At 62.0% G+C, this 12,882-nt stretch carries 11 protein-coding genes and 1 other RNA gene; 2 read left to right on the forward strand and 10 right to left on the reverse strand.

Features of this window, described 5'->3' with window-relative positions; all coding sequences use genetic code 11:
- Positions 1–75: 75 nt before the first annotated feature.
- Both B2X55_RS09435 and B2X55_RS09440 read right to left on the reverse strand, forming a co-directional pair.
- Complete coding sequence (locus B2X55_RS09435) at positions 76–1,119, reverse strand: ribonucleotide-diphosphate reductase subunit beta (protein ID WP_278821397.1); 1,044 nt, start codon at positions 1,117–1,119, stop codon at positions 76–78.
- 54 nt (positions 1,120–1,173) lie between these two features.
- On the reverse strand, positions 1,174–3,441 hold the full coding sequence (locus B2X55_RS09440) for a ribonucleoside-diphosphate reductase subunit alpha (RefSeq protein WP_286821893.1): 2,268 nt from the start codon (positions 3,439–3,441) through the stop codon (positions 1,174–1,176).
- A gap of 200 nt (positions 3,442–3,641) precedes the next feature.
- Here B2X55_RS09440 and B2X55_RS09445 point away from each other — a divergent pair, with 200 nt between their 5' ends.
- Complete coding sequence (locus B2X55_RS09445; RefSeq protein WP_036375553.1) at positions 3,642–3,887, forward strand: DUF896 domain-containing protein; 246 nt, start codon at positions 3,642–3,644, stop codon at positions 3,885–3,887.
- Between the two features lie 86 nt (positions 3,888–3,973).
- Here the strand turns inward: B2X55_RS09445 and B2X55_RS09450 are convergent, their stop codons facing one another.
- The 5 genes from B2X55_RS09450 to B2X55_RS09470 all read right to left on the reverse strand — a co-directional run bounded on the left by B2X55_RS09450 (position 3,974) and on the right by B2X55_RS09470 (position 9,269).
- Positions 3,974–4,921, reverse strand: coding sequence for an NAD-dependent epimerase/dehydratase family protein (locus tag B2X55_RS09450; RefSeq protein ID WP_055161277.1), 948 nt, complete (start codon positions 4,919–4,921; stop codon positions 3,974–3,976).
- Positions 4,922–4,966: 45 nt separating this feature from the next.
- Positions 4,967–5,659 (reverse strand): response regulator transcription factor, encoded by a 693-nt coding sequence (locus tag B2X55_RS09455; RefSeq protein ID WP_286821894.1) that lies wholly within the window; start codon positions 5,657–5,659, stop codon positions 4,967–4,969.
- A 22-nt stretch (positions 5,660–5,681) separates the two neighbouring features.
- The gene (locus B2X55_RS09460; protein ID WP_286821896.1) at positions 5,682–7,175 is read right to left on the reverse strand and encodes a sensor histidine kinase; all 1,494 of its coding nucleotides are present in this window, start codon (positions 7,173–7,175) and stop codon (positions 5,682–5,684) included.
- A 42-nt stretch (positions 7,176–7,217) separates the two neighbouring features.
- On the reverse strand, positions 7,218–8,783 hold the full coding sequence (locus tag B2X55_RS09465) for an ArnT family glycosyltransferase (protein WP_286821897.1): 1,566 nt from the start codon (positions 8,781–8,783) through the stop codon (positions 7,218–7,220).
- Between the two features lie 171 nt (positions 8,784–8,954).
- Positions 8,955–9,269 (reverse strand): hypothetical protein, encoded by a 315-nt coding sequence (locus B2X55_RS09470; RefSeq protein WP_286821899.1) that lies wholly within the window; start codon positions 9,267–9,269, stop codon positions 8,955–8,957.
- Positions 9,270–9,470: 201 nt separating this feature from the next.
- On the opposite strand from B2X55_RS09470, the gene ssrS reads away from it, so the two are divergent.
- Positions 9,471–9,643, forward strand: a non-coding RNA gene (gene ssrS, locus B2X55_RS09475) — 6S RNA.
- A gap of 127 nt (positions 9,644–9,770) precedes the next feature.
- On the opposite strand, the gene B2X55_RS09480 is transcribed toward ssrS, so the two are convergent.
- The 3 genes from B2X55_RS09480 to prfA are packed head-to-tail and all read right to left on the reverse strand — an operon-like array spanning position 9,771 to position 12,879.
- Positions 9,771–10,829 (reverse strand): L-threonylcarbamoyladenylate synthase, encoded by a 1,059-nt coding sequence (locus B2X55_RS09480; RefSeq protein WP_055161280.1) that lies wholly within the window; start codon positions 10,827–10,829, stop codon positions 9,771–9,773.
- Positions 10,829–11,809: a peptide chain release factor N(5)-glutamine methyltransferase gene (gene prmC, locus B2X55_RS09485; RefSeq protein WP_286821901.1), complete on the reverse strand. Its 981-nt coding sequence runs from the start codon at positions 11,807–11,809 to the stop codon at positions 10,829–10,831. The genes B2X55_RS09480 and prmC overlap by 1 nt, the downstream gene beginning before the upstream one ends.
- Complete coding sequence (prfA, locus tag B2X55_RS09490) at positions 11,806–12,879, reverse strand: peptide chain release factor 1 (protein ID WP_226866784.1); 1,074 nt, start codon at positions 12,877–12,879, stop codon at positions 11,806–11,808. Before prfA ends, prmC begins: the two co-directional genes overlap by 4 nt.
- Positions 12,880–12,882 lie beyond the last annotated feature (3 nt).

A 12,882-nucleotide genomic window follows, 5' to 3' on the forward strand; every position in this document is an offset into this window, starting at 1 on the left:
TGTCCCCTTCATATAGCAAAAAGCACGCCATATGGCGTGCTTTTTGTATATATATTCGTACAGGATATAGATCCGTCAAAGGTCATCAACAAGTGCCGTGCTCTTAGCATAGGCCGTGCTGCGGCCCTCGATGAAATCCGTCTTGATGAAGTTCGGGTTGGCGTACTGACTGACCCAGCGCATCGAGGACGGCTCTTCCTCATAGCCCTCGTAGAGCGCGCCGAGGCCGATGCTCTCCGCGCGCGCATTGCCGAGGTAGCGCACGTAGTCCTCGATCATCTTCTCGTTGAGGCCCTCGACCTCGTTGCCGATGGCGTACTTGCCCCAGGCGATTTCCTGGCGCACGCCCTCGCGGATCATCTCGCGCATCATCTCCTCGCTCTCCGCCGTGAAGAGGTCCGGCTCCTCCGCGCGCAGGTCGCGCAGGATGTTGCGGAACAGCCAGAGGTGCGTGTTCTCGTCGCGGTTGATGTAGCGGATCTCCTGCACAGAGCCAGGCATGCGGCCGATGCGGCCGAGATTGTAGAAGAACATGAATCCCGAGTAGAAGTAGATGCCCTCGAGGATGTAGTTGGCGACGAGAACGCGCAGGAAGTTCTCGCGCGACTGCTCCTGCTGGAATTCGTTGTAGAGGTCGCCGATGAAGGTGTTGCGCGCGAGCAGGTGCGCATCGTCCTTCCACTGGAAGATGATCTCCTGGCGCTCGTCGGGGCTCGCGATCGTGTCGAGCATGTAGCTGTAGCTCTGCGAGTGCACGCACTCCTGGAATGACTGGATTGTCAGGCAAAGGTCGACCTCGTTGGCCGTGATGTAGGCCGAGACATTCGGCAGGTTCGCGCTCTGCACGGAGTCGAGGAAGACGAGGAACGAGAGGATCTTGTCGTAGGCGCGGCGCTCCGCCTCCGGCAGCTGCCGGTAGTCCTTGACATCCTGTCCGAGATTGATCTCCTCAGGGATCCAGAAGTTGTTCATCGCCTGGCGGTACCAGTCCGAAGTCCACGTGTACTTGAGGTTGTTGAAGTCATTCATGTTCGTCGTGTTGCCGCCGATGAGGCGGCGCTGCGTGACGTCGATGTCGCCCTCGGGGTTGAAGAGGGGGCGCTTTCTGAGTGATGCCATATTGCATATCCTTTCTAGCTCTAACGGTCTGACAGAAGTCTGTGGCAGTTGCCATCACGAGGAGCAGCTCTCGCACTCCTCGACCTCGAGCGACTTGCTGCGCACGTAGTAGATGGTCTTGACGCCCTCCTCGTAGGCCTTGATGTAGAGGGCCAGCACCTGGCGGAAGGTGAAGTCGTTCGTGATGTAGAGGTTGACGCTCTGCGCCTGGTCGATATGGCGCTGGCGCACGCCGGCCGCGCGCACCGACCAGTTCTGGTCGACCGTATGCGCGCTCTTGTAGTACCAGAACGTCTTCATGGAAAGGTCCGGCGCGATGCGCGGCAGGATGGCGCCCTTCTTCTCCTCGAGGAAGAAGCGCTTCATGATGGGGTCAACGCCGGCCGTCGTGCCGACGAGGATGGACGTCGAGCTCGTCGGCGCCACGGCGAGGAGATACGCATTGCGCATGCCCTGCGCGCAGACCTTCGCGGCAAGCTCCCGCCACGCTTCCGACTCGTAGCCGCGCTTCTTGAAGTAGGCGCCCGTCTGCCAGTCGCTGCCCGCAAAGCAGCCGTACGAGCCCTTTTCCGCCGCAAGGTCGCTGCTCGCCTCGATGGTCGCGTAATTGATGCGGGAAAAGACATCGTCGACAAAGGCGAGGTGCTCCTCGCTCTCCCAGCGGACGGCGTTCTTGGCGAGCATGTGGTGGTAGCCCGAGACGCCGAGGCCGATGCTCCTGTACTTCCCGTTCGTCAGGCGCGCGTAGGCGAGCGGCGCCTCATTGAGATCGATGACATTGTCGAGCGCGCGCACCGCCGTGCGCACGACAGAGCGCAGCTCCTCGTGCGACGTCACGTCGATGCGGCCGAGATTGAGGCTCGCGAGATTGCAGACGACGAAATCGCCCGGCTGCGTCGTGACCTGCACGACCGTGTCGCCCGCCTCCGTCTTGATTTCCGTGCGGACCGACTCGACAGCCGACATGTTCTGCGCGATCTCCGTGCAGAGGTTCGAGCAGTAGATCATGCCGGCCTGCGGATTGGGGTTGAGGCGGTTGACCGTGTCGCGGTAGAAGGCAAACGGCGTGCCCGTCTCGACGACGGACTTCAGGATCAGGCGGACGATCTCCTTGACCGAGATCACACGCTTGTCGATGCGCGGCTCGGCGACACAGGCGCGGTAGCGCTTCTCCCATTCCTCACCCCAGAAGTCCTCGAGCGCGTAGCCCATGACCATCTCGATCTCGTGCGGGTCCATGAGGAACCACGGCGCGTCGAGATCCTCCTTCGCGAGTTTCCAGAAGAGGTCCGGGTAGCAGACGGCCGGGAAGATGTCATGCGCCTTCATGCGGTCATCGCCATTGTTGGTGCGCAGCTGCAGGAACTCCGGCAGGTCCTTGTGCCAGGCATCGAGGTAGACGGCGCAGGCCCCCTGGCGCACGCCGAGCTGGTCGACGGCCACAGCCGTGTCATTGACGAGGCGGATCCAGCGGATGACACCGCCCGCCGCGCCCTCGAAGCCGCGGATGGCCGCGCCTGTCGCGCGGACCTTGCCGAAGTAGAGGCCCATGCCGCCGCCCCACTTGCTGACCTTGGCAAACGAGTCGAAGCTGCGGTAGATGCCGTCGAGAGAGTCCGGCACCGTGTCGATGAAGCAGCTCGAGAGCTGGTGATACGGCTTTCTCGCGTTGGCGAGTGTCGGCGTCGCCATCGTGACCTGCTGCAGGCTCAGCATGTCGTAGAAGCGGCGCACCCAGTCCATGCGCACCGAAGGCTCCTCGAGCATCGCGAGGTGCAGTGCGATGCCGAGGTACATCTCCTGCGGGGACTCGAGCGCCACGCCGTGATGCGTGTGGATGACATAGCGCGAGAGCAGGAGGTCGAGGCCCGCGTACGAGTAGAGGTGATTGCGCTCCGCCACGATGAAGCGTGAAGCCGCGCGGAGCTCCTGCTCCGTGTAGTTCTCGAGGATGTAACTGCCGTAGAGCTCCTTGGCCGTCAGGTAGCGCAGCTTGGCCACGAAGTTCGTGATGCCGCGCTTCGCCTCCGACTCCGCCAGATGGCGTGCAAAGTCAAGATAGCGCAGGCGCGCCGCGATCTTGTCCCAGTGCGGCGCTTCCGCCGAGGCGAGTTCCACCGCCGCGCGGATGAGCGCCTGCAGCTTCTCATCCAGGTCAAGCGAGGGCTTGCCGAACACCTCATATTTCTCGGCAAGCGCTGGGAAGTCCCCCGCATGCTCGCCAAAGTCACGTTCCACACCGGCCAGGCAGGCAGCGAGGCCCGGCACAGGACAAGCCTGCAGCAAATGCTGCAGGACCGGCGATTTGACAGTACGATCCATCTTTTTACTCCTAGATACAGTAGATTATTTCAAGAAAAGTTATCTCTAACCACTACATATTGATTACTGAACCAGTATAGCAAATGGAAAGAAGGGCTGTCAACGAATCACGTCCCATTCAAAAAAACTTGCTTTTCCATTACTTTCCACTATAATAAAGATAAGAGGATTCATATATCGAAAAGGAAGGACAACACGATATGATCACGAAAGAACTCATCGCCCGCATCAATGAGCTTTCCCGCAAGAAACGCAGCAGCGGCCTCAGTGAAGATGAGCGCATCGAGCAGCAGGCACTGCGCCGTGAATACCTCGCCGGCATCCGCGAGCAGGTCCGCAACATGCTGGAACAAGTCGAGATCATCGACACACCGCTCGAGCAAGAGAGCACCATGCATGTCAAAGAAGTTGCTTTCTCGCTGCGTCCGAGCCACAAGCTCCATTGATCGATCCCTATCATCCGCAATCATCACCGCACGAGAATCACGCCATCATAAAGGCCCCGGCATCTGCCGGGGCCCTTTTATCGTATTCATTTCGCACTTGTCTCGCTTGACGCGCAGAAGTACGCGTAGGTGCGCCTGAGGCCCTCGCGCAGGGAGACGACAGGGGCCCAGCCGAGCGCGCGGCGCGCGCGGCCGTTGGCGAGCATGGACTTGTAGATATCGCCGGGGCGCGCCTCGAGGCAGCGCGGCTCGATATCCCTGCCGGAGACATCGGCGAGAATGGCGACGAGTTCCCTGAGGCTCGTCTCCGTCTGCGTCGAGAGGTTGTAGGCGTGATTGACATGCTCCGTGTGGAGCGCCGCGCAGATGCCTGCCGCGATGTCGCCCGCGTAGATGAAGTCGCGCGTCTGCTCGCCGTCGCCGTATATCGTGAGCGCCCGGCCCTCTGCCAGGCGCTTGGCGAAGATGCTGATGACGCCGCCCTCACCGCCATTGCCCTGGCGCTCACCGTAGACATTGGCGAAGCGCAGGATGACGAAGTCGAGCCCGAACGACTGCTGGTAGAGGCGCAGGTAGTGCTCGACCGTGACCTTTGACAGGCCGTAGAACGACATCGGGTGGAGAGGCTCCGACTCGACAATCGGCAGGCTCTCCTCCGCGACGTCGCCGTAGCTCGCCGCCGTCGAGGCGAAGACGACGCGCTGCACGCCCGTGCGCCGCGCCTGCTCGAGCACGTGGATGGAACCGATGATGTTCTCGCGGCCATCAAGTGCCGGCGACTCCATCGAGATGTGCACCGTCGTCTGGCCCGCGAGATGCACGACCGCATCGAAACGGCCTTCATCAAAGACCTCTGCGAGCGATGCATCATTGACATCCATCTCGACGCACTTGACCGCCGCATCCTGCGGCAGGTTCTCACGGCTGCCCGTGCTGAAGTTGTCGAGCACCGTCACCTGCTCGCCCTCGGCCAGCAGTTTCCTCACAAGGTGGGAGCCGATGAAACCGGCGCCCCCAGTCACTAAGATATTCAATGAAAACGTCCTCTTTCTCTATCAAAATATGCCTGTACTATGCTCTCAATCGCGATGGAAGCGGTAGCCCGCGCCGCGCACCGTCTCGATGTAGGCGGGATGCGCGGGGTCGTCCTCGATCTTCTCGCGGATGCGGTTGATGTGCACGGAGACGGTCGCACTGTCGCCCATCGCGTCGAGGCCCCAGATGCGCTCGAACAGCGTCTCGCGGCTGAAGACGAGCCCGCGGTTCTCCATGAGGAACTGCAAGAGCTCGAACTCCCGGTTCGTCAGGTGGATCTCCTCGCCGTCCTTGAAGACGCGGCGCGACTTCGCCTCGAGCGCCAGCGTGCCGCACGAGAGCCGCGCGATGCACTGCTGCGCCTTCTTCGTCAGCTGTTCGTAGCGCGCGATGTGCGCCTTGGCGCGGGCCACGAGCTCGCTCGGGCTGAAGGGCTTCGTCATGTAGTCGTCCGCGCCGAGGCCGAAGCCGCGTATCTTGTCGATGTCCGTCTGGCGGGACGAGACGATGATGACGGGGATGTCGAGCTCCCCGCGCAGGCGGCGGCAGACATTGAAGCCGTCGAGTCCCGGCAGCATGAGGTCGAGGATGACGAGGTCGTAAGCGCCCGTCAGCGCGGCCTCGGCCCCCTTGAGGCCATCGCCCTCGATCGCCACCTCGAAGTCCGAGGCTTCGAGGTAATCGCGCTCGAGCTCCGCGATCTCGTGGTCATCTTCCACGATCAGGATCTTCTTCACACCGATTCCACCTTTCCCGTCTTCACGCCTTCCCATCTTCTGCAAACGACTGCTTCGATGGCAGCCAGATGCAGACACAGAGCCCCTTCGGCACGGCCGGGCGGGCCCAGATGCGTCCGCCCATCGCCTCGACGATGCGCGCCGTCACGGCGAGGCCGAGGCCGCTGCCCTTGGCTGCGTCCGTCCGCGCCTTGTCTGTGCGGTAGAACGACTCGAAGATCTGGCCGAGCTCATCGCGCGCCACGTCGCGCCCACAATCCTCGCACTCGATGACATATCCCCCATCCCTGGCCGAGAGCCGGATGGTCAATCTGCCGCTGTCACCATCCTTGTATTTTATCGCATTACTGAGGATGTTGTCGAGTACCCGCTGGAACTGGATGCGGTCGAGCATGACACACACATCGTCAGCGGCGAGCGCATCCTCGAAGCGAAGGGCAAAGCCCTGCGCCGCCAGCGCCTCCTTCTGCCGATCCACGTACTGTTGCAGGATGGGCCGGAGTGAGGCCGCCTCCCACTGGAAGACGGCCTTGCCGAGCTCGAGCTTCGAGAGCAGGAAGAGCTCGTGGACCATCTTCTCCATGTCCTGGCTCGTGTGGTAGACGAGCTCGAGGTAGCGGCGCTGCTTCTCGGGCGTCGTGGCGATGCCGTCGAGGACGCCGCCCGTATAGCCCTGGATCTTCGTCAAGGGCGTCGCGAGGTCGTGTGCGATGCCCGCCAAGAGCTCCTGGCGGTTCTGCTCGTACTGCTCGCGCAATTTCTGCCCCTGCTGTAGGCGACGGCGCATCAGCTCAAAGACGGCCGCCGTCTCGCCGAGCTCATCTGTGCCGTGACTGACGATGGGCGTATCGCAGTCACCCTTGGCGATGCGGCGCGCGGCATGCTGCAATTCCTCGAGCGGTGCCACGATGTCGCGCGTCATGCGTCGCACGAGCAGCAGGCCCACAAAGACGATGATTGCCGCCGCGAGCAGGAAGATGCCGATGCCCATCGCACTCCAGACGCCGCCCATGTGCGGCGGGAAAAAGCCCTGCCCGATCTGAAAAGGCACCGGCCCCATCGCGACGCCGATGTTCTTGCCGTCCCTCGAGACGTAGCGGTAGACGAGGCCTCTGTCGTCCCAGAGCAGGACATTGCCCTCGCCCGGGACTATCTCATACGATTCTGCGATGAGCGCCTGCGCTGTATCAGGCTCCGACTCGTAGGTGACCTCGCCATCGCACAGCACGGCCACCTCGATGCCGACCTCCTCCATCGATTCCACATGGCGCTCGAGCTTCTCCTTCTCACCACCGTCGACATTCGTGAAGATGTGACTTAGCCCCATGAGCACGGGGATCGTGTCGCCCGCCTCCGGCCAGAGGATCTCGAGCTCGCGCTCGCGGAAGTTGCCCGTCGCGCGCAGGCCGTGGAAGACAGCACTGCCGATGGAGGCGAGCAGCAGCACCGGCACGAGCACCATGATGATGTTGTTGAGGATCAGGCGCTGGCGCACCGACAAGTCACGAAGCTTCATCCCCGCTCAGCTCTCCTTTCTATCCCTTTCATTCTATCCCCTTCATTTTATTCCGCTCCGCCCGCTGCTTCCGAGCCAGCGCATGAGCAGCTTGTGCGGATAACCCCGGAGCACATCCAACTTGGCACCCGTACGACCTGTATCCATATCCGCACGGCCATCGCTGCGGCCCGGCACGAGGCGGTAGATACAGTAAGCATCCGTCTCCGCGACTTCCTGCCAGAACCCCGGCACCGCTTCGCCGAGATGGCCGCGGTTGTCGAAGTCCGTGACGATGATGGTGTCACGGGCAAAGTCCATCGCCTCCACTGCGGCGAACGGCATGACGTTCGTCGCAGTCCAGCTCATCTTCTGCGGTCTCGCCGCCTCGACATCCGCCTCTGTCGCGACGAGACGCTTCGGCATGAAGCCACTGTAGTAAGCAATCGAGACCGGATAGCGCACGCCGTACGTCAGCACTTCCGTCTGCGGCGTCGCCATCCGCTTCAGAGCAGCTGCCGTATCCTTGCCGGAATTCATCGGCATGACGACGGGAAGGACGGCCACGAGCAGCGCGAAGTAGACGAGCGCCATGCCCGCGGCCATGCGCGCAAAGGCTTTCGCATGCTCTGCGAAGTACCGGCCCATCAGGATGGCCAGCGGCATCATGTACGGGAATGTGTACGTCATGTACTTCGAGGCCATGCACTCGAACGCGATGAATACTGCAAGCGCCCAAGCGATCAGGAAGCGCTCCTTCTCCCCCTGCGGCCAACGGAGCTCGCGCCGCACGAGCCGCTTGCAGAAGGCAGGCACGGCCACGAGCGACCACGGGAAGAAACCCGCGACAAAGACGAGCAGGTAGTAGTACCAGACGCTATTGCGCGGGTGCTCCGCCACCGTCGCGCGCAGGGCATTGTGCACGCCGAGGAACGTATCGATGAAATCGCTGCCGTGCAGCTCATACATCGGCACATACCAGACCCCCACGATGACGAGAAACAGCAGGCATCCACCGACTGTATGGCGATTCAGCAGCACGCCGAGGCAGCGCTGCCAGGCGAGGAAGACGAGGATGACGAGCCCCGGCAGCGCGAGGCCGATGGGGCCCTTCGTCAAGACGGCGACGGCAGCCGCCGCAAAGGCCATGTAGTAGTAGCGGCCCCTACCCGTCTCATAGCCACAGTAGAAGCTCATGAGCGTCAGGCTGACCGTCACCCAGAGCGTCATGTCCGTGATGATCGCATGGCCGAGGTACCAGTACTCGACCGACAGCGCCAGCAGCACCGCAGCGCAAAGGCCCGTGCGGCGACCGTAGAGCTTCGTGCCGAAGCCATATGTCATCAGCACGCCTGCCACTGCAAAGACCGCAGGGAAGAAACGCGCAGCAAACTCCGTCATGCCGAAGATCTTGAAGGCCGCGATGAGCTCCCAGTAGAACAGGATGGGCTTGTCGTACCAGTAATTCCCGAAGATGCGCGGCGATAGGTAATCCCCCGCCGCCATCATCTCCTTCGCCGTCTCCACGTAATTCGACTCCACCGGGTCCGTCACCGGCATCAGCCAGCTGCCGAACAAGTAGAGCACCAAAGCAAAGGCGCCCAGATACAGAAAATCCTTGCGTTCCATTCCATGCCTCCCTATCTCTTCTCAAATGACTCCAGGCTCTTGCGATTCCATGCAAAGCCCATCTTTGTCTTCGAGTATAGGGAGCCGAGATAAACGCGCGTTAAACGGCGCCTAAAAAGCAGTACAAGAAAGCCGCCAACTCATTCCAGTTGGCGGCTCTTGCCGTACGGCTCAATAGTGCGGATGTTCGCGAACATACTCTACCGGGCGGCTCCAGTCAACGCTGACGTTCGTCGCGCCCCAGAGGCGGGTCAGAGCAGTCTGCAGGCTCTTGAGGTCGACCAGCGGGTCGATCGTCTCATGCGTGAAGTCCATGAGCGTCTCGTGCGGGATGTTGATCTCGTGCGTCGTATTGAGGTAATCCTCGACTTTCTTCTTGCCCTCTTCGTTGGCCAGGTTGACGACAGCCGTCTTGGCCGCTTCGTCGTAATCGATCCAGCCGAGGTCGTTCTTGTAACTGATTGCTACGCTGTAGGTAATTGCCATTCTTTTATCCCCTTTGAATGATATCGGCGCAATCTGCGCGCCCGCGCGGTGCGGGTCATCTATCGTTTTTCCTCAACTTACAGGGTATCCCCTATCTTTTCATTATAAGGGATTTCTATCTTTTCCACAACCTGCCTTCTTTATTGATTTGTCAAGACTTGCACGCGTGTTTTTTTTATGCTATGATACACGTAAAGAAGGACAAGCCTGGGATGTACGTGAGCTTTAGAAGTGTCTAACCTACATTTTTCCTAGGGAGCTTGATTTGATTCCGGCAGATGCCCGCCTCGGCGACTGCAGAAACCGGACTTAAGGCACCCACCTGCTAGCCGCAGGTTTTAGGCATTTAAAGCAAACGGCACCCTGGACCCCTGCTTTGAAGAGGGATTGCTGCGTTAGGTCTGCAGTCCCTCTTCGCGTATACAAAATGAAGAATCCCTGTCTGAAACATCTGTTTCGGACAGGGATTTTTTTACAGTCAATCCCGCATCGCTCAGCCGCTCAGGAAATCCTGAGGCTGTGGAAGGCGCTGGCCTTGTGCAGGCGGTTCATGATGGCGAGGCCAAGCCCCTTCTCCGTCGTGCCTTCGCCGAGCAGCGCGTCGGCCTCTGTGTCGTTGAAGGCGATGAGCTCCTCGTAGATATGGGCGGCGATTGCCAAGAGGTCGCCCTGCGGGCCGTAGTCCTTCAGGAGCTCTGCGGGCACGAGGCCCTGCAGGGACTCGCAGACCTCATGGCTGGCGAGCACGCCGACCGTACGGCCCTCGCCCTGCAGGCGGCGGACCTGGCGGCGGAAGGCAGCGGCCATCTTCGAAGGCTCGCCCTCGAGCAGTGTCAAGGGGGCCTTCGGCGCGTAGTGCTTGTATTTCATGCCCGGCGCGCGCGGCACAGTGTCCGCGCCGACGAGCGCGGGGTCGAGCTTGCAGCCGCCGAGCACTTCGGTGAGCATCTCGCGCGTGATGGCACCCGGGCGCAGGATGACGGCCACAGGGCCCGTGCAGTCGACAATGGTCGACTCAACGCCGAAATGGCACGGGCCGCCGTCGAGGATCAAGGGGATGCGCCCTTTCATGTCGCGCAGCACAGAGGCCGCCGTCGTCGGGCTCGGGCGCCCCGAGATGTTGGCCGACGGCGCGGCAATCGGCACGCCGGCCGCGCGGATCATCGCGCGGGCCACGGGGTGCTCCGGCATGCGGATGCCGACGGTATCGAGGCCGCCCGTGATGCGGTCCGGCACGATGGCCTTGCGGCGCAGGATGAGCGTGATGGGCCCCGGCATAAAGGCCGCGAGCAGCTTTTCCGCCATCGGCGTGACCTCCGCCGCAATCATCTCGACCATCGCGCGGTCCGAGACATGCAGGATCAGTGGATTGTCCGACGGACGCCCCTTCGCCTCGTAGATGCGCGCACAGGCATCCGCATCGAGCCCGTTTGCCCCGAGCCCGTAGACCGTCTCCGTCGGAAAAGCCACCAGCCCCCCGCTGCGCAGCACCTTCCCCGCGCGCGCAAGCTCCGCCTGCTGCGCCTTCACATCGGTTATCGTGATAATCTCTGTCTGCATCATTGACACTCCTTTGTTCTCCATGCCACGACGACGCGGTCGATGCCGGCGTAGTCGGGCAGGATCTCGGTGCGGGCGATCAGGGGATTGGCTTTGGCGAGCGCGGCGACGGGCTCGGCCTGATGGATGCCGACTTCAAAGGCCATGAAGCCGCCGGGTACGAGCATGGCGGGGGCTTCTTTCGCCAGGCGGCGGTAGAAATCGAGGCCGTCCTGGCCGCCGGAGAGCGCCGTGTGCGGCTCCTTGAGGCGCACTTCCGGCGCGAGGGTTGCGATGTCGGCCTCCGGGATATAGGGCGGGTTCGACAGAATGGCCGCAAACGTCATGCCAACTAGCGGCTGCAAAAGGTCCCCCGTGTGGAATGTGACGCGATCCGCGAGGCCGAGGCTTGCGGCATTCTCCTCTGCGACGGCGCGCGCCGTAGGCGAGATGTCGACGGTGTCGGCCACGGTGCCCGCCAGATAGCGCAGCACCGAAAGGCAGATGGCGCCCGAGCCCGTGCCGATATCGGCGATATGCAGCGGCTCTGCGACCTCCTGCTCCGCATCAGCTCCGCCCGCAGGCTGTCCCTCTGCCGGCTCCTCCGCAGCCGACTCATCAGCCAGCACTCCTGTCGCCGTTTTCTCGCCCTTCATCGCCTTCAGCCGCTCAACGGCGGCCTGCACGAGGATCTCGGTATCGGGGCGCGGCACGAGTGTGTCGGCCGTGACCTTGAAGGTCAGCCCCATGAACTCCTTCTCGCCGAGAATCTGCGCGACAGGCACGCGCAGGATGCGCTGCTTGATCATCTCGCGATAGGCGGCGAGCTCAGCAGGCTGCAGCGGCTCGTCAAAATGCACGTAGAGGTAGATGCGCTGCTTCTCGAGCACATGCGCGAGCAGCACTTCCGCGTCGAGGCGCGGCGATTCGATGCCCTTGTCCTTGAAGTACTGCTCCGTCCACTTCAAGATGCGGCCGATAGTCCAGATCTTGTCGTTCATTTCGCGTCCACCTTCTTCAGTCGTTCTGCCTGGTCCGCCGTTATGAGCGCGGCGAGCAGTTCATCGAGATCGCCGTCGAGGATGGCGTCGATCTTGTGCAGAGTCAGGCCGATGCGGTGGTCCGTCACGCGGCCCTGCGGGAAATTGTAGGTGCGGATGCGCTCGCTGCGGTCGCCCGAGCCGACCTGACTCCGGCGGTCGGCCGCAACGGCCGCCTCCTGCTCCTGCCGGGCCTTGTCGAGGATGCGCGCGCGCAGGACCTTCATCGCCTTCTCCTTGTTCTTGAGCTGCGACTTCTCGTCCTGGCACTGCACGACGATGCCCGTCGGCAGATGCGTGATGCGGATGGCCGTCTCCGTGCGGTTGACGTACTGGCCACCCGCGCCCGACGCGCAGTACGTGTCGATGCGCAGGTCCGCAGGATTGATGGCGACATCGACGTCCTCAGCCTCCGGCAGCACGGCGACAGTCGCCGCCGACGTGTGGATGCGGCCGCCCGACTCCGTCACCGGCACGCGCTGGACGCGGTGCGTGCCGCTCTCGTACTTGAGATACGAATACGCGCCGGAGCCCGTGACCATGAAGGTGACTTCCTTGAAGCCGCCGATCTCCGTCGGATTTGCGTCCATGAGCTCGACCTTCCAGCCCTTCTTCTCCGCATAGCGCGAGTACATGCGGAAGAGGTCGCCCGCAAAGAGCGCCGCCTCTTCGCCGCCAACGCCGCCGCGTATCTCGACGATGACATTCTTCTCGTCATTCGGGTCCTTCGGCAGAAGGAGGATCGGCAGCTTTTTGTCGAGCCGCTCCTTCTTCTCCATGAGGTCCGCGAGCTCTCCTTCGACAAAGGCATGCATCTCATGGTCAAGCGCTTCGCCAAGCATCGACTTGGCCTCCTCGATGCCCTTGACGACTTCCTTATAGCGCCGGAATTCCGTGACGATCGGCGTCAGCGCGGCGTGTTCCTTCGTGTACGCCTGCCACTTCGTCATGTCCGCCATGACCTCCGGATCGCTGATCAGCGACTCGAGTTCCCGGTATTTATCTTCAACGGCTTGGAGCTTCTCCAGCACAGA

The sequence above is a fragment of the Mitsuokella sp. UBA4253 genome (genome assembly GCF_002395285.1).
Lineage (GTDB): Bacteria > Bacillota > Negativicutes > Selenomonadales > Selenomonadaceae > Mitsuokella > Mitsuokella jalaludinii.

Bases quoted from the DNA above. Each gene is read 5' to 3' on its own strand.
- B2X55_RS09435 (WP_278821397.1), bottom strand. From the start codon at position 1,119: ATGGCATCACTCAGAAAGCGCCCCCTCTTCAACCCCGAGGGCGACATC.
- B2X55_RS09440 (WP_286821893.1), bottom strand. From the start codon at position 3,441: ATGGATCGTACTGTCAAATCGCCGGTCCTGCAGCATTTGCTGCAGGCT.
- B2X55_RS09445 (WP_036375553.1), top strand. From the start codon at position 3,642: ATGATCACGAAAGAACTCATCGCCCGCATCAATGAGCTTTCCCGCAAG.
- B2X55_RS09460 (WP_286821896.1), bottom strand. From the start codon at position 7,175: ATGAAGCTTCGTGACTTGTCGGTGCGCCAGCGCCTGATCCTCAACAAC.
- B2X55_RS09465 (WP_286821897.1), bottom strand. From the start codon at position 8,783: ATGGAACGCAAGGATTTTCTGTATCTGGGCGCCTTTGCTTTGGTGCTC.
- B2X55_RS09470 (WP_286821899.1), bottom strand. From the start codon at position 9,269: ATGGCAATTACCTACAGCGTAGCAATCAGTTACAAGAACGACCTCGGC.
- B2X55_RS09480 (WP_055161280.1), bottom strand. From the start codon at position 10,829: ATGCAGACAGAGATTATCACGATAACCGATGTGAAGGCGCAGCAGGCG.
- prmC (WP_286821901.1), bottom strand. From the start codon at position 11,809: ATGAACGACAAGATCTGGACTATCGGCCGCATCTTGAAGTGGACGGAG.